General features: G+C 68.4%; 17 protein-coding genes, 1 tRNA gene and 1 other RNA gene. 14 read left to right on the plus strand and 5 right to left on the minus strand.

Going from position 1 to position 19,951, the window contains the following annotated elements; all coding sequences use genetic code 11:
- Positions 1–21: 21 nt before the first annotated feature.
- From BJQ94_RS12335 to BJQ94_RS12345, 3 genes are read left to right on the plus strand one after another with little or no spacing between them, the layout of a single operon-like run.
- A complete protein-coding gene (locus BJQ94_RS12335; protein WP_265400476.1) occupies positions 22–2,166 on the plus strand; it encodes a hypothetical protein in 2,145 nt (714 codons plus the stop codon).
- Positions 2,163–3,137: a glycosyltransferase gene (locus BJQ94_RS12340; RefSeq protein ID WP_265400477.1), complete on the plus strand. Its 975-nt coding sequence runs from the start codon at positions 2,163–2,165 to the stop codon at positions 3,135–3,137. The genes BJQ94_RS12335 and BJQ94_RS12340 overlap by 4 nt, the downstream gene beginning before the upstream one ends.
- Before the next feature lies 1 nt (position 3,138).
- Complete coding sequence (locus BJQ94_RS12345) at positions 3,139–4,236, plus strand: NAD-dependent epimerase/dehydratase family protein (RefSeq protein ID WP_265400478.1); 1,098 nt, start codon at positions 3,139–3,141, stop codon at positions 4,234–4,236.
- Between the two features lie 369 nt (positions 4,237–4,605).
- Here the strand turns inward: BJQ94_RS12345 and BJQ94_RS12350 are convergent.
- Positions 4,606–4,681 (minus strand) — tRNA-Lys (locus tag BJQ94_RS12350).
- Between the two features lie 114 nt (positions 4,682–4,795).
- Here BJQ94_RS12350 and BJQ94_RS12355 point away from each other — a divergent pair.
- Both BJQ94_RS12355 and BJQ94_RS12360 read left to right on the plus strand, forming a co-directional pair.
- Positions 4,796–5,611, plus strand: coding sequence for an inositol monophosphatase family protein (locus BJQ94_RS12355; RefSeq protein ID WP_265400530.1), 816 nt, complete (start codon positions 4,796–4,798; stop codon positions 5,609–5,611).
- 16 nt (positions 5,612–5,627) lie between these two features.
- The gene (locus BJQ94_RS12360) at positions 5,628–6,137 is read left to right on the plus strand and encodes a septum formation family protein (protein ID WP_265400479.1); all 510 of its coding nucleotides are present in this window, start codon (positions 5,628–5,630) and stop codon (positions 6,135–6,137) included.
- 9 nt (positions 6,138–6,146) lie between these two features.
- Here the strand turns inward: BJQ94_RS12360 and BJQ94_RS12365 are convergent, their stop codons facing one another.
- Complete coding sequence (locus BJQ94_RS12365) at positions 6,147–7,415, minus strand: GAF domain-containing protein (protein WP_265400480.1); 1,269 nt, start codon at positions 7,413–7,415, stop codon at positions 6,147–6,149.
- 194 nt (positions 7,416–7,609) lie between these two features.
- Between BJQ94_RS12365 and BJQ94_RS12370 the strand changes: the two genes are divergently transcribed.
- The 7 genes from BJQ94_RS12370 to BJQ94_RS12400 are packed head-to-tail and all read left to right on the plus strand — an operon-like array spanning position 7,610 to position 14,247.
- A complete protein-coding gene (locus tag BJQ94_RS12370; RefSeq protein WP_265400481.1) occupies positions 7,610–8,737 on the plus strand; it encodes a glycosyltransferase in 1,128 nt (375 codons plus the stop codon).
- On the plus strand, positions 8,734–9,486 hold the full coding sequence (locus BJQ94_RS12375) for a PIG-L family deacetylase (protein ID WP_265400482.1): 753 nt from the start codon (positions 8,734–8,736) through the stop codon (positions 9,484–9,486). The genes BJQ94_RS12370 and BJQ94_RS12375 overlap by 4 nt, the downstream gene beginning before the upstream one ends.
- Positions 9,483–10,355, plus strand: a complete 873-nt coding sequence (locus BJQ94_RS12380; RefSeq protein WP_265400483.1) for a siderophore-interacting protein — start codon at positions 9,483–9,485, stop codon at positions 10,353–10,355. The genes BJQ94_RS12375 and BJQ94_RS12380 overlap by 4 nt, the downstream gene beginning before the upstream one ends.
- Before the next feature lie 51 nt (positions 10,356–10,406).
- Positions 10,407–11,375 carry an iron-siderophore ABC transporter substrate-binding protein gene (locus BJQ94_RS12385; protein WP_265400484.1) on the plus strand — a complete coding sequence of 323 codons (969 nt, stop codon included), beginning with the start codon at positions 10,407–10,409 and terminating at the stop codon, positions 11,373–11,375.
- A 9-nt stretch (positions 11,376–11,384) separates the two neighbouring features.
- Positions 11,385–12,377, plus strand: a complete 993-nt coding sequence (locus BJQ94_RS12390) for an iron chelate uptake ABC transporter family permease subunit (RefSeq protein WP_265400485.1) — start codon at positions 11,385–11,387, stop codon at positions 12,375–12,377.
- Complete coding sequence (locus tag BJQ94_RS12395) at positions 12,374–13,420, plus strand: iron chelate uptake ABC transporter family permease subunit (protein WP_265400486.1); 1,047 nt, start codon at positions 12,374–12,376, stop codon at positions 13,418–13,420. The genes BJQ94_RS12390 and BJQ94_RS12395 overlap by 4 nt, the downstream gene beginning before the upstream one ends.
- A complete protein-coding gene (locus BJQ94_RS12400) occupies positions 13,417–14,247 on the plus strand; it encodes an ABC transporter ATP-binding protein (protein ID WP_265400487.1) in 831 nt (276 codons plus the stop codon). Before BJQ94_RS12395 ends, BJQ94_RS12400 begins: the two co-directional genes overlap by 4 nt.
- 24 nt (positions 14,248–14,271) lie before the next feature.
- Here BJQ94_RS12400 and BJQ94_RS12405 read toward each other — a convergent pair whose 3' ends face one another.
- Positions 14,272–15,420 (minus strand): YbdK family carboxylate-amine ligase, encoded by a 1,149-nt coding sequence (locus BJQ94_RS12405; protein WP_265400488.1) that lies wholly within the window; start codon positions 15,418–15,420, stop codon positions 14,272–14,274.
- Between the two features lie 195 nt (positions 15,421–15,615).
- Between BJQ94_RS12405 and BJQ94_RS12410 the strand changes: the two genes are divergently transcribed.
- Positions 15,616–16,452 carry a class II glutamine amidotransferase gene (locus BJQ94_RS12410; protein WP_265400489.1) on the plus strand — a complete coding sequence of 279 codons (837 nt, stop codon included), beginning with the start codon at positions 15,616–15,618 and terminating at the stop codon, positions 16,450–16,452.
- Positions 16,453–16,544: 92 nt separating this feature from the next.
- On the opposite strand, the gene ssrA is transcribed toward BJQ94_RS12410, so the two are convergent.
- Positions 16,545–16,930, minus strand: a transfer-messenger RNA (tmRNA) gene (gene ssrA, locus BJQ94_RS12415).
- A gap of 536 nt (positions 16,931–17,466) precedes the next feature.
- On the opposite strand from ssrA, the gene BJQ94_RS12420 reads away from it, so the two are divergent.
- A complete protein-coding gene (locus BJQ94_RS12420) occupies positions 17,467–19,278 on the plus strand; it encodes an HNH endonuclease signature motif containing protein (RefSeq protein ID WP_275875487.1) in 1,812 nt (603 codons plus the stop codon).
- Between the two features lie 90 nt (positions 19,279–19,368).
- On the opposite strand, the gene smpB is transcribed toward BJQ94_RS12420, so the two are convergent.
- Positions 19,369–19,845 carry an SsrA-binding protein SmpB gene (gene smpB, locus BJQ94_RS12425; protein WP_066599783.1) on the minus strand — a complete coding sequence of 159 codons (477 nt, stop codon included), beginning with the start codon at positions 19,843–19,845 and terminating at the stop codon, positions 19,369–19,371.
- Positions 19,846–19,951 lie beyond the last annotated feature (106 nt).

Below are 19,951 nucleotides of genomic sequence, written 5' to 3' on the forward strand. Positions count from 1 at the left end.
GGCGGGGCGGGGAGCGCCGTCGTGGTGCTCGCCGTTCTGCTCGCGGTCGCCGGCACCCTGGCCTTCGGTCGCGGCAGTTCTGCCGCAACGATCGCCGGGCTCGTCTTGCTGGTGTGGGTGCCGGGAGCGGGGCTGGCCCTGCTGGTCCCCCTGCCGCGGGACTATCGCCGGTTGCCTTTCATCCTGCTGTTCGCGCTCACCTGGTCGACCTTCGTCGGGCTGCTCACCGCGTACGCCCGGATCACCGACGGCTATTGGATCTTCGCCCTGAGTGCGGCGCCGGCACTTGTCGGCGCTTCGGTGCGGATCGGACGGGCGCTCACCGGGCGGCCGGATGCGTCCGACCGCCCGTCTGGAGTGCCCCGCCCCGATGCGGTCACCGTGACCTCCGGATCGTTGGTGGCGGCCGTGGCGTGCGGCGTTGGTCTTCTCGCGGCTGCCGTTCTCACGGTCGTCGCGTCCGGCAGGGTGTCAGACGCCGCGGTCGGGGTGTGGGGACTGTTGCCCGCGCTGGGCCCGCTTTATCTCGTCGCCATCGTGCTGGTCGTGGGAGTGCTCGTTTTCGCCGGGCTCGCGCGGACGGCCAGCGGACCGGTCTCGGTGGCAGGCCTCGTGACCCTGGGGTTCGTGGTGGCGTCTCCCCCGGCGATCATCGCCACTCGCCTCCTGGCCGGGTGGAACTACAAGCACATCGGCGCCGTCGAACTGATCGCGAACGGCCGCGGCCTGACGCACCCGGAGGATCTTTTCCAAAGCTGGCCGGGGTTCTTCGCCGTTGCCGCGAACCTGGTCAACCTGGCCGGAACCGACCCGGTCGAGTACGCCAATTGGGCGACTCCGGTCTTCCTGGGACTCGCGGCCGTCGCCGTGTACGCCGCCGCCCGGCAGATCGTCCGGGAGGTCCGGTTCGCGGCCGTCATCGCCACCGCTCTTTTCCTCTGCACGGTCTGGTCGAATCAGATCTACTACTCGCCGCAGTCCTTCGCATTCGTGATCGCCATGCTCCTGTGGGCTGTCGCCCTTCCCCTCCTCCAGGACCGCTCGGCATCCCACCACGACCTCGGGGGCAGGTCCTGGTCTCGTGCACTCCGCCGCGGCATGATACGAACGGCGCTGACCGGGCGCGACGAACTCGTCACCACGAGCGCGGTGGCCGCCGCGTTCGTGGCCATCGTGACCTCGCACCAGCTGACGCCCTACTTCATCCTTCTCGGTGTGATCGCGCTGGCATTCCTGCTGCGCATGAGTCGCGCGACCAGGTGGCTGATTGCCTTCATGCTCGCGGTCGCCGTGATCTACCCGCTGATCCACCACGACGCCCTCCGGGAGTACTCGATCTTCACCGCGTTCTCGTTCGGCAGCCTCAACCCGGCTGGGTCGGGCACCGGGATCCCGTCGCAGCAGATGGTGGTGGCTATGATCGCCGCCCGATCGGTGGCCGTCGTGACAGTGATCGCCGCGTTGGTGGCCACCGTCGCCCGACGCAAACGACTCGGGTCCATCCTGATTCCCCTCGTTCTCGCGATCACGCCGGCCGCACTCGTGCTCGTACAGAACTATGGCGGTGAGGCGATCTACCGCATCTGGTTGTTCTCCTCGCCCTGGGCCGCGATCATCATCGCCGCGGGAATCGTGGGAATGCGCCGTGCCGCAGCCCGGAAAGTCACGACCGCCGTGTGGGGCCTGCTCCTGCCCCTGCTCCTCCTGGCGAGCGCGCAAGCAACGAATTTCGGTATGTACCACCTGGCGCGAGTGCCGGATGACGACCTGAGCGTTGCGCAATGGTTCTATCGGAACACTGAGCCGGGCACGAGGCTGGTGATGGCCGGCGCAAGCTTCCCGGGTCGGTTGACCGAGGACTACGTGGCGCATTCCGACCTCGGCGCCGTCAACGATTTGGCGATGTTCGACGATGCGCGGTTCAGCGGAGCCGGCTTGGACGAGACCACGCCGGCAGCGCTCGCCGCCTACGTCACGACGAACAGCGGTGGATCGAGCTACCTCGCGGTGGGCGAGGGGATGCGGAACGAGGCTGCGTATTTCGGTGACGTCGCCCCCGGAGCCCTCGACCGCCTGGTGCAACGGCTCACGGCATCCACCGAGTGGGAAGTCAGCTATTCGAGCGGCGACAGTTACCTCTTCACCCTCACCGGGGTGACACCGTGACCGGCAGCGCCGTGACCTCAGACGTCACCGTCGTGATCGGCTGTTTCACCCTGGAGCGCTGGAACGACATCCGTGCCGCGATCGACTCTGCGCTTGCCCAGGAGCCGGCGCCGGCGTCGGTGATCGTGGTCGTCGATCACAATGCCGAGCTGAGCGCGAGGCTGAAGGCCGAGGAACCACGGGTCATCGTGCTCGACAACACCGGCCCGCGCGGCGCCTCGAGCGTGCGCAATACCGGAGCGTTCCACGCCACCACGTCCACCATCGCCTTCCTGGACGACGACGCCAAGGCTCGGCCGGCCTGGCTGTCGCGGCTCATCGCACCGCTGAACGACCCCGAGGTCGTCGGCACCGGGGGCTGGGTCGAGCCCGAGTGGCGCGGCGGCCGCCCCCGCTGGTTTCCCGATGAGTTCGCCTGGGTGGTCGGCGCATCGTTCGCCGGGATGCCCGGTGCGGGCCCGATCCGTAACGTCTGGGCCGAGAACATGGCGGTCCGCGCGTCGGTGTTCGCCGATGTCGGCGGATTCCGCGAAGACTTCGGCAAGGTCGGCAGCGTGTCCAGGCCCGAAGACACGGACCTGTCGATCCGGATGAGCCGGGCCAGCGGCGGCGTGTGGATGCACGTGACGGACGCGGTGGTCGATCACGCTGTGCCTCCGCCGCGCGGGCAGCTGCGGTATTTCCTGCGGCGGTCCTACCTCGAGGGGCGCGGAAAAGTCGAAATGGCCCGCACGCTCGGCTCGGCCTCGCTCGGCTCGGAGCGCGGGTACATGTCGAGTGTGCTGCCGCGGGCCGTGCTCCGCGGAATCGGACAGAGCCTCTCCCAGCGGTCGTTCGACGGTGTCACCCGGTCCGCGGCGATAGTCCTGGGCGCGGCGGCGGCCGGCTGTGGAGTCATCCAGGCCATGGTCACACGGCCGGCGAAGGACAGCACGATGACAAGCCCCATTCCCCTCACGAAAGGCGCATGACATGACCATCTTGATCACCGGAGGTGCCGGATTCATCGGCACCGCCCTCACGCGGGCGCTCCTGGAGGACACCGATGAGGACATCGTTGTGCTTGACAACCTCCACCCCCAGGTGCACGGCGAGCACCCGATTCTTCCGGCCCTCTTCGACCGGCCACGCGTCAATTTCGTGCGGGCCGACGTGACCGATCCCCTGGCGTGGGACGCGCTCCTGGCGCAGACCCGTCCGAGGATCGTCGTGCATCTCGCCGCGGAGACCGGCACCGGCCAGTCCCTGCTCCAGGCGAGCAGGCACACCCACGTGAACGTGAACGGCACCGCCGTGATGCTGGATGCGCTGGCTCGCGCCGACCGCATCCCCCAGCGCATCATCCTCACGTCGTCGCGCGCGGTATACGGCGAGGGCCGCTGGCGCGACCTGACGACCGGCGAGTACTTCTATCCGGCGCCGCGGGGAGCGGCACAGCTCGCGTCCGGGCTGTGGGACGCGATCGCACCGTCCGGCGGTGGTGTCGAGTTCACCGCTCACGAAGCCAGCCAGGTCGAGCCTCGACCGTCGAACGTGTACGCGGCGACCAAGCTCGCCCAGGAGCACATCCTGTTGTCGTGGTGCGCAGCGCTCACGGTCGACCTCACGGTGCTCCGCCTGCAGAACGTCTATGGTGCCGGCCAGGCGGTTGGCAACCCGTACACCGGTGTGCTCACCTACTTCGCTCGCGAACTCAACTCCGCGCGCCCGATCTCTGTGTTCGAGGGCGGCGGGATCGCACGCGACTTCGTGCACGTCTCGGATGTCGTTCGCGCCATCGAAGCCGCATTGAGTGCACCGGTCGGTGCCGCCGGGCATCGGACCTTCGATATCGGTGCGGGGGCGAGCGGCACGCTGGCTCACTTCGCCACCGTGCTGGCCGGGCACGTCGGCGCTGCAGAGCCCGACATCACGCGCGACTATCGTCTCGGAGATGTGCGCGCGGCCTACGCCGACATCAAGGCGGCCCGCGACGGGCTCGGCTACGAGCCCCGGATCACCTTCGAGGAAGGCTCGAGGGAGCTGTTGACCTGGGTGGCTGCGGAATTGGAAGAGGCACTCAGCGCCTAGACGATAGGGAGGCTCCGCGCTCCATCGCGATCATCACCCGTTCGTCAGTCCACGAGTACACTGACGGCAATGTGATATCCGGTCGCGATGGAGCGAGTGCCTTGGACGTTACCCAGCGCACCGTGGCGGAACACTCGCCAGCACGTCGTGGTGACGAAAAGGGGAATTCTGTGACCGAGACCCGTATCGACAAGCTCCACGCTGTTGAACCGCCCCGCGCGGAAGAACGAAAGCCCTGCCTGTGTGGGCATCCCGGAGTCGCCCACGAGCACTACCGCAGAGGCACTGATTGCGCATTGTGCGGTCCCGGTGAATGCAACACGTACCGACCAGACCCGAAGGCCTAGAAAGAAGAAGCGTGAAGTCTGATGGTGCACCCCCCCGGACTTGAACCGGGAACCCGCTGATTAAGAGTCAGCTGCTCTGCCAATTGAGCTAGAGGTGCATGTTTATCGGCGGGGCTTCCCCTGCCGACATGAGACATTACCACCACGAAGAGACCGGGCGCCAATCGAGGGCCAACATCGGCGTGTCGCGCCGCACCACTATTCTGGGGAGCGTGACCGAGACCCCGCTGCCCACCCTCGCCGACGATCTCACCCTCGCGCTGGAGCTGGCCGATGCCGCCGACGCGATCTCGATGGCCCGCTTCGAAGCCCTCGACCTGGTCGTGACCACCAAACCGGACCGTACCCCGGTGACGGACGCCGACCAGGCCGTCGAGCGCGCCATCCGCACTCTGCTGGCCGAACGTCGCCCCACCGACGGCATCCTCGGCGAAGAATTCGGCACGGCCGGTTCGACCACCCGGCAATGGATCATCGACCCGATCGACGGAACCGCCGGGTTCCTGCGCGGCATCAGCATCTGGGGCACCCTCATCGCCCTCGCCGTCGACGGCGTTCCCGTGCTCGGCGTGGTCAGCTCCCCCGCTCTGGGCAAGCGCTGGTGGGCAGCCGTCGGCGGCGGCGCCTGGTCGACTGACGCGCGTTTCCCGGATGCGCCGCCGAAACGGCTGAGCGTTTCCGGCGTGCAGACCCTCGCCGACGCCTCGATCAGCTACGGCAGCATCCAGCAATGGGATGCCGCCGGGCGACTGGACGCTCTTGTCGGGCTCACCCGCCAGGTCTGGCGCACCCGCGCCTACGGCGACATGTGGTCGTACATGTTGCTGGCAGAAGGACATCTCGACATCGCGGGTGAATTCGACCTGCAGCCGTACGACATGGCCGCGCTCGCGCCCATCGTGCAGGAAGCCGGCGGACGTTTCACCTCGGTGGACGGCCGCGACGGGCCCTGGCACGGCAGCGCCCTGGCCACGAACGGACACCTGCACGAGCTCGCCCTCGCCGCGTTGGCGACACCGCTCGCCTGATCCGACGTCAGCCACCATGAACGGCCTCCCGCTCAGGTTCGTGCCGATCGCGGCCGCCCTCTGCCTGCTCACCGGCTGCAGCATCGTGGGGACGCTGATCCCGTCGGATGAGACCACCGACGGCCCACTTGTGCCCGTTGCCGGGGACACCGTGGACGCGGCCATGCTCACGATCGGCGACTGCCTCAACGCCGTCGACGGCGACCTCCTCTCCGGACTCGACGCCGTTCCGTGTTCTGACGAACACGACTGGGAGGTCTACGCCGAGTTCGCCGTCGCGCCGGGCGCGGGCGACGCCGGCGGCTTCCCCGGGGCCGACGCCGTGGTCGCGGCCGCCGAGGAGGGCTGCGGCGCCCAGTTCTGGCTCTTCCTGGGCCTGCCCACCGACACCGCGTCAGCGCTCGGCTACACCTACCTCGCGCCGGACGAGAGCGATGCGCCGGGCCCGGACGGCTACCTCGTGCACTGCCTGATCGGCGACATGGGCGGCCCGGTCACCGGCACGCTGGCCGGCGCCGCCAGGTAGCCAAGCCGGTCAGCCCGGCAACCCGGCGCCGTCTGCGCCGTCGAGGCCGGTCGGTGAGACGGAATGCCAGAGCTCGTTCTGCAGCAGGAGCGCAAGTTCCCGCAGGAGGACCACGTCGACGTCACGCTCGGCACGGGGCTCCTGGTCGTAGACGCAGAGCGCTCCGATGCGTTCGCCCGACGGAGACTCGATGGGGAACCCGGCGTAGAACCGCAGCTGCGGTCCGGAGACCACGAGGGGATTATTCCGGAACCTGTCGTCCAGGAGCGCATCGGGCACGACCAGGGCCGCCGGTTCCAGCACCGTGACGGTGCAGAAGGAGCTGCTCCGCGGAATCTCGGTGACCCCGAGTCCGACCACCGACTTGTGCCACTGCCTGTTGCCGTCGAGCACCGTGAACGCGGCCGCGCTGGTGCCCAGCGACGAACTGGCCAGTGCCACGATCCGGTCGAAGCGTTCCTCCGGCGCCGTGTCGATCAGGTTCAGTGCCATCAGGGCCCGGTGACGTGCCTCCTCGATCTCCTCGCTGGTGCGACTCTGCACCTCCGGCCCGGCGAGACCCTCAGGCGATCGGCGGTCCGGCTCGAGCACGGCCGCCATCCTCGCGGCCAGGGTCTCCGCCCACACTTCGTAGTCCGTTGCCGAGCGGAAGCGCCCCGACCTGGAGACGGGCGTGGTGGGAAGCCTCACGAAGGTGATCCCTTCCCTAGCCGCGCAGTACTGGGCGCTGACACTGTTCAGGGCGACTCCCTGGGCGCCGGCCATGGCGCCCAGCGGGGTCTGGAACACGGGTATCGACGCCAGCGGCACGATACCGGCGAGGTAGATCTCGGTGCCCACCGACGTCGAGCGTTCAATCCGGTCGACCAGCCGCGCCAGCTCCTGCTGCCACGCCCTGGTCGAGGTGAGCTGACCGGCATCGCCGACTCCCAGGGTGAGCACCACGGCGTCATAACGCCAGAGGTTGGCGAAGTCGATGTACCGATGCGCGGCACGCACGGTCATGCTCGACTTGGCGATCACGTCGACGTCGGCGCCGCGCCCGGTGCGGGCGGTGAGCGCTCTGGCCAGAGAACCGGGCAGGGCGAGAGTGTGGCTGAGCACGCCCCAGCCCACCGCGGGTCCGCCGCCCACAATAAGAATGCGGTCGCTGTCGCGGCCGGGCGAGTGCGCCTGCGGAGCGTCCAGGGGCAGCGGGATGCCCAGGAACTTGCGGTCCAGGTTGGTCACCCACGCCCGCATCACCGGGACCATGGTCCAGCGAAGGATCTCGTGCACGTGACCTCCAACCGGACGCAATGAGTGCGACCCCAGCCGCGCGCGAACATTGCATACAACTGACTCACATCATACGCATCCGCCTCATGTCCTAAGATTCTGTAGTGTCCCCCGTTACCGATCCTCTCCGTATCGCCCTGGTTTCCCTCCATACTTCTCCAGGCGCCGAGCCCGGTTCCGGTGACGCCGGCGGTATGAACGTGGTCGTCAGGCACCAGGCCGAGGCCATGGCGGCCCTGGGCCACCACGTCGAAATCCTCACCCGGCGCTCCTCCCCCGACATGCCCGCCGCGCGCCGGCTGGGCCCCGGTGTCACCCTGCGCTATCTGGATGCCGGACCGCTCAGGTCGGTGCCGAAGGGCGACCACGAGGGGTTCATCGAGGAGTTCCGCGGCCGGGCCGCATCACTCGGGCCGTGGGACGTCATCCACTCTCACCACTGGTTCTCCGGCATGGCGATGCTCCCCCTCGCGCGCACGCTGGGTGTGCCGCACGTGCAGAGCTTCCATTCCATCGCCGCCGACGCGGCCACTCCGCTCTCCGAGGGTGAACGCCCCGAATCCGGCGGGCGGATGGCCGGCGAGGCCTGGCTCGCCCGGGAATCGGACGCCATCGTGGCGATCAGCCACGCCGAGGCCGACACCATCGTGCAGAGGCTCGGTGGGTCGCCCGAGCGCATCACCGTGGTCCTTCCCGGCGTGGACGGTACCCTCTTCCACCCCCGCACCCGGGCACCAGCCGGAGGGGCCACCGGGCACGGCTATGCCGTGGTCGCCGGGCGACTGCAGCCGCTCAAGGGCCTCGACCTCGCCATCGAGGCGATCGCCGCCGTGCCCGAGCAGCTGCGCCCCGACCTCGTCATCGCGGGCGACGCCTCGGCCGACTTCGACGGCTACATCGACGAACTCACCCGGCTCGCCGCCCGGCACGGCATCGCGGACCGCGTGCGCTTCGTGGGCCCGCGCTCCCGTGTCGACCTCGCCGCGCTCTTCCGGGGGGCCAGGGTCGTGCTGGTGCCCTCGCACTCCGAGACCTTCGGGCTCGTGGCTCTGGAGGCCGCCGCCAGCGGCGTTCCGGTCGTGGCGCAGGGCACCGGTGGCCTGCGCGAGGCAGTGCTCGCGGGCGACACCGGCCTGATCGTCGAATCCCGCGACCCCCGCGAGTGGGCCGGGGCGCTCGCCGAGGTGCTCTCCGACCCGGAGCTGGCCCGCCGTCTGTCCCAGGCGGCCCGCGCCCGCGCGGAGATCTTCGACTGGCCGCGCTCCGCCGCCGCCCTGCTCGACGTCTACTGCTCGCTCCTGCCGGTCGCGATCTGCGCGTGAGCCTGCTCGACGGCCGCAGCTCGGTGCTGTTCGTGCACGCCCACCCCGACGACGAGACAATTTCGACCGGGGCTCTCATAGCCGAATTTGTGGCACGGGGCAGCACAGTCACCCTGCTCACCTGCTCCCGCGGCGAACGCGGCGAAGTCGTGGCCGGTCCGCTCACGGCCCTGGCCGGAACCGCCGAGCTGGCCGCAGAACGCGAGCGGGAACTGGCCCGCGCCACGGGCATCCTGGGAATCAGCGACAGGTTCTGGCTGGGCGAGGCGCCCGCCCGCGCGCACGGCCTGGCCGCGCGTCGCTACCGTGACTCCGGCATGGTGTGGATCCGGCCGGGCCTGGCCGGGCCCGCCGCCGACGCCGCGGAGGACGCCCTCTCGGTGGCACCGCTGGCCGAGGTCGCCGACGACATCGCCGCCCTCATCACGGCGCTCCAGCCGGCCCTCGTGATCAGCTACGACGACGGTGGCGGGTACGGGCACCCCGACCACGTGCGCGCCCACGTCGCGACACTGGCGGCCTGTGCGGCCACCGGCACGCCGTTCGCCGAGGTGCTCGAGGCTCCCGCGGCAGACGCCGAGTGGTTCGAACTGCCCCAGCACCTGACCGTGGTGACGGATGCGCTGCGCGCGCACGCGAGCCAGCTCACCGTGCACGGCGCCTTCATCGTGCACTCCGGCGGGCAGCGAGAAGCGATCGGCACCTCGGTGGGCCTCCGGCCACACCCGTTCGACGACGCCCCGGCGTGACGGCCCGCCCGTTCCACTCCTCGGCGAACGTGCTCTTCGACACCGTGGTGCGCCAGGTGCAACGGCTCTCGCCTGGCTTCCTGCGCATCACCCTCACCGGGGCGCACCTCAACCAGTTCGCAGGGCACGGACTCGACCAGCGCGTCAAGATCCTGCTGCCCAACGGGCCGTACCCGGCGGCGTTCGACCACGACCTGCTACCCGAATCCGAGTGGCGTCGGCGTTGGCGGAACACCGACGCGGCCGACCGGCCGGCGCTCCGCAGCTACACGATCAGCACGGCGCGCCCCGATCACCGCGAGGTGGACCTCGATTTCTACGTGCACGCCCGGCCGGGCCCGGCGAGTTCGTGGGCCGAAACCGTCCAGCCGGGAGCGCGCCTGCTCGTCTCCGGGCCCAGCAGTCGACTGAGCGACCAACCGTACGGGATCCAATTCTCACCTGGCACGGCCAGCCGGATGCTGCTGGCCGGAGACGAGACCGCGTTCCCCGCCATTCGCGGGATCGCCTCGGCCCTGGGCCCATCCGTTCGGGCCACGATCATCCTGGAAGCCGGCGATCCCTCTGACGCGGCCTGGCTCGTCGCGGACCTCCCCCGGCACGCTGTGGCCGTGCACCGGCGCGGACCCGACGGCAGCGGATCCGCACTCATGCCCGCCGTCGCGGAGTGGACCCGGGCCGTGGGCGCGGACTCCGCCGCACGCGGCACCGACTTCTACGCCTGGCTGGCGACGGAGAGCGCCCAAGTCGCCCGGCTGCGTGACCTGCTGCACGGATCAGGGATCGACCCCGCGCGGGTGCACTCGCAGGGGTACTGGAATGACCGGGCACGAGCCGCCGAGCATCGCGCGGAGGTTAGGGTAGGCTAAGCTAACTATCACGACACTCGTCGTCTCCTCGCCCGCCGAAAGGACGTCTTCGTGCGCCTGCCCACCTCCCTGCACCGTTCACGTCGGTTTCTCGTCGCCGTGGCACTTCCCATTGTCGTGGTCATCGCCGTGACCGGATGCACCGCATCCGTATCGACGGCTACGTCGGCCGGCGCGTCCACGGACGGCTCCTCACCCGACACCGGCACCCACCTCGTCGAGCATGCTCGCGGTGAGACCGAGGTGCCCAACGACGTACAGCGAGTCGTGGTGCTCGAGCCGGTACAGCTGGATACCACGGTGGCGCTTGGCGTTATCCCGGTGGGCGCGGCCGTGTTGAACGAGGCGGCCGGGGTGCCGGCCTACCTCGGAGAGGCCGCGGCGGGGATATCCTCGGTGGGAACCGTGCCAGAGCCGTCGATCGAGAAGATCGCCGCCCTGAAGCCCGACCTCATCCTCGGAACCGAGTCGCGCCACTCCGCGCTCTACGACCAGCTCTCGTCCATTGCGCCGACGGTGTTCATGGCCACCCAGACCGACCCGTGGACCGAGAACGTCGCGCTGGTCGCCAGAGCCCTCGGCGACGAGGCCGGCGCCGAAGAGCTGCTCGCCGCGTACAACGACCGTTGCGCCGAGATCGCGGACACTTATGACACGGCCGGCCTGACGGCCCAGTTCGTGCGCCCGCGCGATGGCATCCTCACCCTGTACGGGCCCACCTCCTTCGCCGGCAGCACTCTCGAGTGCGCGGGGTTCACCATCCCTGAGCGGGACTGGGAGGAGTCGATCTCGGTGGACATCTCCCCCGAGCGCGTGCTCGAGGCGCAAGCCGACCTCGTACTGGTCTCGGCGACCGACGTGACCGATGCGACCCTCATTCCCGAGTCCATCCGGAGCAATGCGGCGTCCTTCCCCGGCCTGAACGTCGTGGACCAGTCCTTCTGGATCACGGGTGTCGGCCCGCTCGGCGGCATGACCGTGCTTGACGACATCGACCGCATCCTGGCCGGCTCGAAGTAGCCGGGTTCGATGTCAGTGCGGGCGGCCTGGTTCGGGGTAGCCGGGGTAGCGCTGCTTGTGGCCATCACTCTCTCCGTGATCGTCGGCGCCAATTCGCTGGCGCCCGGCACCGTGCTGCATACCGTCTTCGGCGGCGGCAGCGCTGAGTCCCGGTTCGTCGTCTGGGATCAGCGGATACCGCGCACGGCGGCCGCTCTGGCGGTGGGTGCCGCCCTCGGCGTGGCCGGCGCGCTCATCCAGGCGTTTACCCGCAATCCGCTGGCCGACCCCGGCATCCTGGGTGTCAACGCGGGGGCGGCGTTCTGTGTGGCCGTCGGCATCGCCTTCTTCGGCGTGACCAGCCCGCTCGGCCATGTCTGGCTGGCCTGCGGCGGCGCGCTCATTCTCACTGTGGCGGTGTACGCGATCGGGTCCGCCGGCGGCGAAGCGGCCGGACCCGTGCGGTTGACCGTCACCGGCGTCGCGATCGGAGCCGTGTTCGCCGGACTCACCACGGGGCTCACGCTCACCAATCCCGACGCCTTCGACCGGATGCGCGGGTGGAGCGCCGGCAGTCTGCTCGAGCGGGGATTCGACGTGGTCGTGCCCGTTCTTCCGCTGGTCCTGGTGGGACTGGCCCTGGCGCTGGCTGCCGCGCCCGGGCTCAATTCGATAGCGCTCGGCTCCGACGTGGCCCGCTCGCAGGGAGTCAGCGTGCGGCGCATCCAACTTGTCGTCTTGACGGCGGTGACGCTGCTGGCCGGCAGTGCAACGGCCGTGGCCGGGCCACTCGTCTTCGTGGGCCTGGTCGTGCCGCATGTGGTGCGGTGGACGCTCGGTACCGACCAACGCTGGATCCTGCTCGGCTCCCTGCTGCTCGGTCCCATTCTCGTCGTGCTCTCCGACGTGCTGGGCCGTATCGCGGTACTGCCGAGCGAGATGCCCGTCGGCATCGTGACGGCCTTTGTGGGCGCGCCTGTGCTGATCGCCCTGGTGCGCCGGCGCTCGGCGACCGCGCTGTGACCGCCCTCGACGTCGGGCGGCGGCGGGTGGTCCTGCGCATCCGCGGCTCCAGTCTGGTCATCGGGGTGCGCTCCGCCGTCGTCGGCCTGATCGTGACCTTGGTCACGGTGCTCCTCGGACTCCTCGCCCTGGCCCTGGGCGATTTTCCGATCACCATCGCCGAGGTCGTCGGAGTCCTCACCGGCCAGGTCGACGCCCTGCCGCGCATCGTGGTGCTGGAGTGGCGCCTTCCGCGCGCGGCCGCCGCCGTATTGTTCGGTGCCGCACTGGCCGTGGCCGGCGCCATTTTCCAGACCGTCACCCGCAACCCGTTGGCGAGCCCGGACATCATCGGCCTCGCGAACGGCTCGTTCACCGGCATGCTGGTGGCCCTGCTCGTACTCGGCGGCAGCTGGCCACTGCTCACCGCGGGGTCGCTGATCGGCGGCCTGCTGGCGGCCGTCCTGATCTACCTGCTCGCCTACCGGGGCGGCCTGCATGGGTTCCGTTTCATCGTGGTGGGCATCGGCATCTCGGCCATGCTCGCGTCGGTCAACACCTGGATGCTGCTGCGGGTGGAACTGGAGACCGCGCTCTTCGCATCGGCGTGGGGTGCCGGCACGATGAACAGCGTCACCGCTCTCACAGCGGTTCCGGCGGGTCTCTGCATCGTTCTGTTGCTCGCGCTGCTTCCTCTGGTCGCCCCCGCCATGCGGCAGCTCGACCTCGGTGACGACGCCGCCTCCGCCAGCGGAGTGGCTGTCGGTCGGGCCCGGCTCCTCGCCATCGCCCTCGCCGTTTGCCTGGTGAGCGTCGTCACGGCCGTTGCCGGCCCGATCGCTTTTGTTGCGCTGGCCGCACCGCAGATCACCCGGCGACTCACCCAGAGCCCCGGCATCCCCCTCGTCACGACGGGACTCGTGGGAGGGGCGTTGCTGCTCGGCTCCGACCTGATTGCCCAGCATGTCATCCCGCTCACCGTGCCCGTCGGCGTGGTGACGGTGGTCCTCGGCGGCGGTTATCTCGTGTGGCTACTCATCCACGAATCCAGGAGGAGAGCATGAGCTCACCCACCGACCCCACCCCCTCACCGCTCCAGGCCGCCGGCCTCAGTGTGCGGTACGACCGTCGCAGCGTCATCGACGACCTCGACCTCAGCGTGCCGCCCGGATCGTTCACCGTGATCATCGGCCCCAACGCCTGCGGCAAGTCCACCCTGCTGCGCGCCCTGGCCGGCTTGCTTCCCGCGGCGTCGGGAGCCGTGTTGCTGGACTGCAAGGACATCTCCGCCTATTCGGCGAAGGAGACGGCCCGGCGCCTCGGCCTGTTGCCGCAGAGCGCGGTGTCCCCCGACGGCATAACTGTGGCCGAGCTGGTGGCCCGCGGCCGTTACGCCCATCAGCGCCTGCTGCGCCAGTGGTCTGCGGCCGATGAGGCAGCCGTGACGGATGCGCTTCGCCTCACCGACGTCGCCGACCTGGCAACCCGGCCGGTAGACGAGCTCTCCGGCGGGCAACGGCAGCGCGTGTGGATCGCTATGGTCCTTGCCCAGCAGACACCGCTGATCCTGCTGGATGAGCCCACCACCTATCTCGATATCGCACACCAGATCGAGGTGCTCAACCTGCTTCACGACCTCAACGGGCAGGGGCGAACCATCGTGGCGGTGCTGCACGACCTCAACCATGCCGCTCGGTACGCCTCCAACATCATCGCCATGCAGGACGGCCGGATCGTGGCGCACGGCCCGCCCCGAACGACCATCACCGCCGAGCTGGTCGCCGGGGTCTTCGGCCTGCCCAACATCGTCATCAACGATCCGCTCACGGGCACTCCCCTGGTGGTTCCCGCTGACACCCGGCTGCCCCACCCCGTGCACAGGCCGGCCTGAGCCACGACCTGCATAGCCACAGGTTCAGCCGAGAATCGATCCCACCGTCACGGCCATCTTCTCGTCGCCGCGCGGCAGGGACACCGTGGCGGCGAGCAATCGGCGCAGCCCGGGCAGCCCGCCGCGGCTGAACGCCGCCCGCTGCCGCTCAGCGCCGGTGCCGTCCACCGCCAGCCGCGCCACCGCCTCCGCCGCCAGCTCCAGGTCACCCAGTTGCACGAGCTCGGGCTCGACCAGCCGCAGGAGCCTGCGGAGGCAGTCGTGCGCCGGGGCCAACGCCCCGACCAGCGGATCGAACACCTCGTGGCGCATCCCGAAGTGAGCAGAGTGCAACAGCGCGGCCGACAGGAGCTCTGACGGCATCTCGGCGGATGCCGTCGCCGCGGCGCTCTGCGCGTTCGGGACTGCGAGCGAGTGCGCCACCAGCGCCCGGCACAGTGTGGTGATGAACAGGGTGGTCTGCGTGTCGAGTTGCGCGTCCGCCATCCTGAACTCGATCGTGGGCAGGTGCTCGGAGAGGCGCACATCCCACATGATCACGCCCAGGTCGACGGTGCCGCCGATGCCCAACAGGCGGGCGATCCGCCGGTCGTAGTCCGCGGCGTCGACGAACGAGGGCGGGCAACCGGAGGTCGTCCACCGGCGCAGCAGCACAGTGCGCCAACTGTCGTGCCCGGTGTCCTGCCCTCGCCACAGGGGTGAGTTCGACGCGATCGCCGTCAAAAGGGGCAACCAGGGCCGCACCGCGTTGAGTACGACCACACCGGCCTGCCGACTGGGAATGCCCACGTGTACGTGCAGACCACTCACCTGGTGGTCGGCGATCACGGCGTCCATGGTGCGCACGATGTGTCGGTAGCGTTCGGTGTCGGTGATCGAGGGGAACTCGGTGGTGTCGGGCGGGGTGCCGATACTCGCCACCACGACTCCCAGCTCGGCTGCGCGTATCGCCACCGCACGGCGGAACCCCGCGACGGCCGCACGGGCGTCGTCTATCCGCTCGAACACGGCCGAGGCGTGCTCGATCTGCGAGGCCAAGAACTCCCGGTGCGTGACGTCTCGCCACTTGACCGTGGCCGAGAGCGTGTCGAAAACCCTGGCGCCCGCATCCACTGGGCACAGGGTTTCAGGATCGAGGAACTGGAACTCCTCTTCGATGCCGAACGTAGCCACGATGACCTCTCCCGTCACCGCCCGATCACGACGGTGTGAATCCGATTGGGACGAGTTTGCACTCCATCCCCTCCGCCGGTCAAGGGCTGTCAGGAGGGTCGAAGGATGTGCACAGCGATCTGGGCGCTGGCCCGAGGGAGGTGCATTATGGTCGCGTGCGCGTCGCCGCAGGCGTGCCGGATCGGAGAGGTACGGATGTGCAGATGGCTGGCCTATATCGGGGAACCGCTGCGTCCCTCGAAGATCGTGCTCGACGCAAAGCACTCGATCGTCGCGCAATCGCTGGATTCCCCGCTCGGGGCCGAGACCGTGAACGGTGACGGTTTCGGCTTCGGCTGGTATCCCACCGGAGCCCCGGCGGGTACGGCGCCTGCGCTCTTCCACAGCATCGAACCGGCCTGGAATGACGCGAACCTGCGCGAACTCAGCCGGGCGATCGAGAGCCCACTCTTCTTCACCCACGTACGCGCGGCGACCGCGCCCCCGATCCAGCAGACCAACTGCCACCCGTACCGCTTCGAAAACTGGATGTTCATGCACAACGGAGCCATCGCGAGCTGGCGGCAGCTGCGCCGAGACCTCACCCTGGCGATCGACCCCGAACTGTACCCGAACGTGCTCGGGACGACGGACTCCGAGGTACTTTTCCATCTCGCCCTCAGCCTGGGGCTCCGTGACGACCCGATCGACGCCATCGGGCGCGCGATACGCATGGTCGAGTCCGTCGGGCATTCCCAGGACGTGCAGTTCCCCTGGCAGGGCACCGTCGCCGTGTCGGATGGCACCACGCTCTGGGCATTTCGCTACTCATCCCAGGGCCGCACGCGCTCGTTGTTCCACTCGGCAGACATCCCCACCCTGCGGGAGATGTACCCGGAGCAGGAGCGCCTCGCGGCCTTCGGCGACCGGGCCAAGGTCGTGGTCTCCGAACCGCTCAACGACCTGCCCGGTGCCTTTGTCGAGGTGCCGGAGTCCTCAGCCCTCACGATCGACCCCGATGGGTACCGCCACCAGCCGTTCCTGGTCGGCTGAGAGCACCAGCGCACTGGCGCGGGAGATACAGGAAACGCCACCTCGGAGGGTGGCGTTTCGTGTGTTGTCAGCAGCGTGTGGCAACAACCCAATGGTGGAGATGCGGGGAATTGAACCCCGGTCCATTGCTGTGGTCATGTTTCTTCTACGGGTGTATCCAGTGAAGACGTTTTACTCGGCTCCGGAATTTGCCACTGGCACCTACTCCGACGAGCCCAGCCCTCGTTTAAGTCCCCCTATACCCCGAGGCTCAGGATAGGAGCAATCTCTCTAAATGACGTCAGGATCCGAGTAGAGAGCATTCCCGGTCTGACGGTCTCAATGTGGTTCTACTTAGGCCGCGAGGGCGAAAGCGGAACGCGAGACAGTGCGGTTTGAATTGGCACTTATTGTTTTGCAGAGATCGTTTACGAGATAACCCTGCATCCTCGACCCGCTTCTCACAGTTACGCAGGCAATGTCGAAACCGATCATCCCCATGTTCACGCAGCTCCTGGTCCGTTATGAACCTGAGCGATACGCGGTTGTTGTCACACGCTGTTGAGTTTCCAAGACCGCAGTGGCGAACATTTCAGCCCACCACTACGGCCTTTCAGGATACATCACTTTGAGCGCGAGGCGGTAGCCAGGTCCGCTGGGTCCGCTGGTCTAGCCCGTCAAGACCCCGCGACCCGGCCTCAAAAACGCGCCCATCCGTTGGTCGAGCTCGTCGAGACCCCGCGACCCTGCCCCTCAAGCCCCCCCCATCCGCTGGTCGAGCCTGTCGAGACCCCGCGCCCCGGCCTCAGAGCAGCTGGGTATTAGTCGAAGTCACGTTCTGAGGAGAAAGTGACTTTATGAGGAGATAGTGAGTTTATGAGGACGGAATCGGCCAGAACGTCCTATTTTGCGGCCTATTTCCTCTTAAACGTGCGTCGCCCTCCGCTGGGTCAAGCCGGATAGATCCGCGAGATTGCCCTGTGAATAACATGAGATATCCTCGCATAAGCCTCTCATTCGTGGGAGAATGAAGGTATGGACGAAGACCTGGCAGGTGGTTCCACAGCATCTGAGAATGCAGCAGCAGCGGGAGGCGCTCCCCCTGCGTCTTCAGGTGCGGATGCGCCCTGTGATTGGAACACGAGCCTGGCCGGTCCGGCCCGGGTTACTCCCGCTATCACCGCCTCGCCTGACTCCACCGTAGGCGGCACCACCGACACTCGATCCGGCTCCGCGTCCGGGTCCGGCCGGGCCCGCCGTGCCCCGGGCGACAAGCGGCCGGAGTGGCGGGACCCGTCCGAGCTGCCCGGAGTGCAGCGGGTGGTCGCCGGGGCGTTCGGCGAGAAGTTGAAGGTGTTGGAAGAAGCGTCCCGCACGGTGCAGGCAGTGATGGACTCGATCGACGTCGAGGGCCTCAGCGACCCCGAGGTCGTCGCTTTGACGCAGATGGTGGAGCGCACCGGCCGGCCGGTCGATGCGGCCCGGGTGGCGACGGCGAGCGTGGTGGGGTATCGGTCGCGGCGGTTCCTGGGCAGCGAGTCCCTGGCCTGGCGGTTGGGCTGCTCCCACGCGAACGATTTGCTCACCCGGTTGACGGGCGCGTCGGTGCCGGAAATGAAGCGACGGGTGGCGCTGGGAGACAAGGTCTGCCCGCGGGTGCTCGGAGACAGGGTGTTGGAGCCAGTGTTCCCGGTGGTCGCCGCGGCACTTCGGGCGGGCGAGTTGGGTGTTGATGCGGCGGAGACGATCGTGAAGGGTCTGGCCGATTACACGGTGCATGGCCGGTTTGATGCGAACCAGGACGACGTGCACGGCTGTGAAGCGGCCCTGGTCGAAAGCGCAACCGGGTCGATCTTCGGCCGAACCCCCGACCCCGGCGACGACCCGGATGGCAGCGACCCCGACACGGTCTGCACCGGACCGGTGGCACGCCTGGGCGACTCGGACGGATCCGTCTACTCCGTCGATTCTCTGCACGCCATGGCCCTGCAGTGGCAAGCGTTCCTCAACCCCGACGGCGCCGCGCCCACCGAAGCCGTCCTGGAAGCGAAGTCGACGTTCTCCTTCGGCACACTCACCAACGGCCTCCACCCCCTGCGCGGCGCGGTGACGCCGGAGCTCAAGGGCATCATGCAGGGCGTGTTCAACACCTTCCAGTCCGCCCGCTCCGCCCCCGCGTTCCCCTCCGCGGAAGACCAGCAGCGCATTGAGGCCGGCGAACTCGTACCTGGCGAGGTCATCGACGAGCGCACCGGCGGGGAGAAACGCGCCGATATCCTCCGCGGCATCCTCACCCAGGTCGCCCAGGACCCCCGCACCCCCACCATGGGCGGCATGCCACCCACCGTGATGGTGCACGTGAACGCCACGGACCTCCTCGCCCAGGCCGGGGTCGGATGGATCGACGGGGTGGAGGGGCCGATCTCAATGAAGACGATCAACCAGATGATCGACAACGGCGGCTACCGGCCGATCTTCTTCGGCGGCAACGGCGCCGTCCTCGCCCTCGGCGACAAAGTACGCTGCTTCACAGCCCTACAACGCAAGGCCATCACCGCCCGTGACGGCGGCTGCGTCATCCCGGGCTGTGACTGCCCGCCACAGTGGACCGAAGTCCACCATGTGACGTCCTGGCAAGACGGCGGGCCCACCGATGTCTCCAACGGGGTGCTGTTGTGTTGGTACCACCACCACACCCTCAGCACCGGTGGGTGGCAGATCCGGATGGTGCTCGGCATGCCCGAGGTCAAGGCACCAGCCTGGCTCGACCCGAGCGGCGCATGGCGGAAACCCAATCAGCATCGGGCGCATGACCCGCGGACGCGAAGACCACCACACACCGAGTGACCAGTACGTCACGGGGTCTACTTCGACAGGCTCAGCACGGCGTCGACAAGCTCGACCAGCGAGATGGGCTCGACCAGCGAGACCCCTCTGCTAGTCGCCGAGGTTACGGCGGGCGGAGATGGCCCGGTCCGACTCGCGCTTGTCCTGGCGCTCGCGCAGGGTCTGACGCTTGTCGAATTCCTTCTTGCCCTTGGCCACGGCGATCTCCACCTTGGCCTTACCGTCGCTGAAATAGATCTTCAGCGGGATGAGGGTGTAGCCGCCCTCTTTGGTCTTGTGGCTGATCTTGATGATCTCCTGCTTGTGCAGCAGTAGCTTGCGCTTCCGACGCGGCGGGTGGTTCGTCCACGTGCCGGCGGTGTACTCGGGAATGTGCACGGCATCCAGCCACGCCTCACCGGACTCGATGAACGCGTAGCCGTCGACGAGCGACGCCCGTCCGGCACGAAGTGACTTCACCTCGGTGCCGCTGAGCACCATTCCGGCCTCGTACGTGTCCTCGATGAGGTAGTCGTGGCGCGCCTTGCGATTGGTCGCAACGACCTTCTCGCCTTTTTCCCTGGGCACGGCATTCTCCTCGATCAGTTCGGTGCTTCTGAAATTTGACTGGCACCGCCCGGCATCCGCCGGGCAGCCCATCAGTCTAGCGGACGGCGCGGCCGCTGCTGGCCCG

This window comes from Cryobacterium sp. SO2, assembly GCF_026151165.2.
GTDB lineage: Bacteria > Actinomycetota > Actinomycetes > Actinomycetales > Microbacteriaceae > Cryobacterium.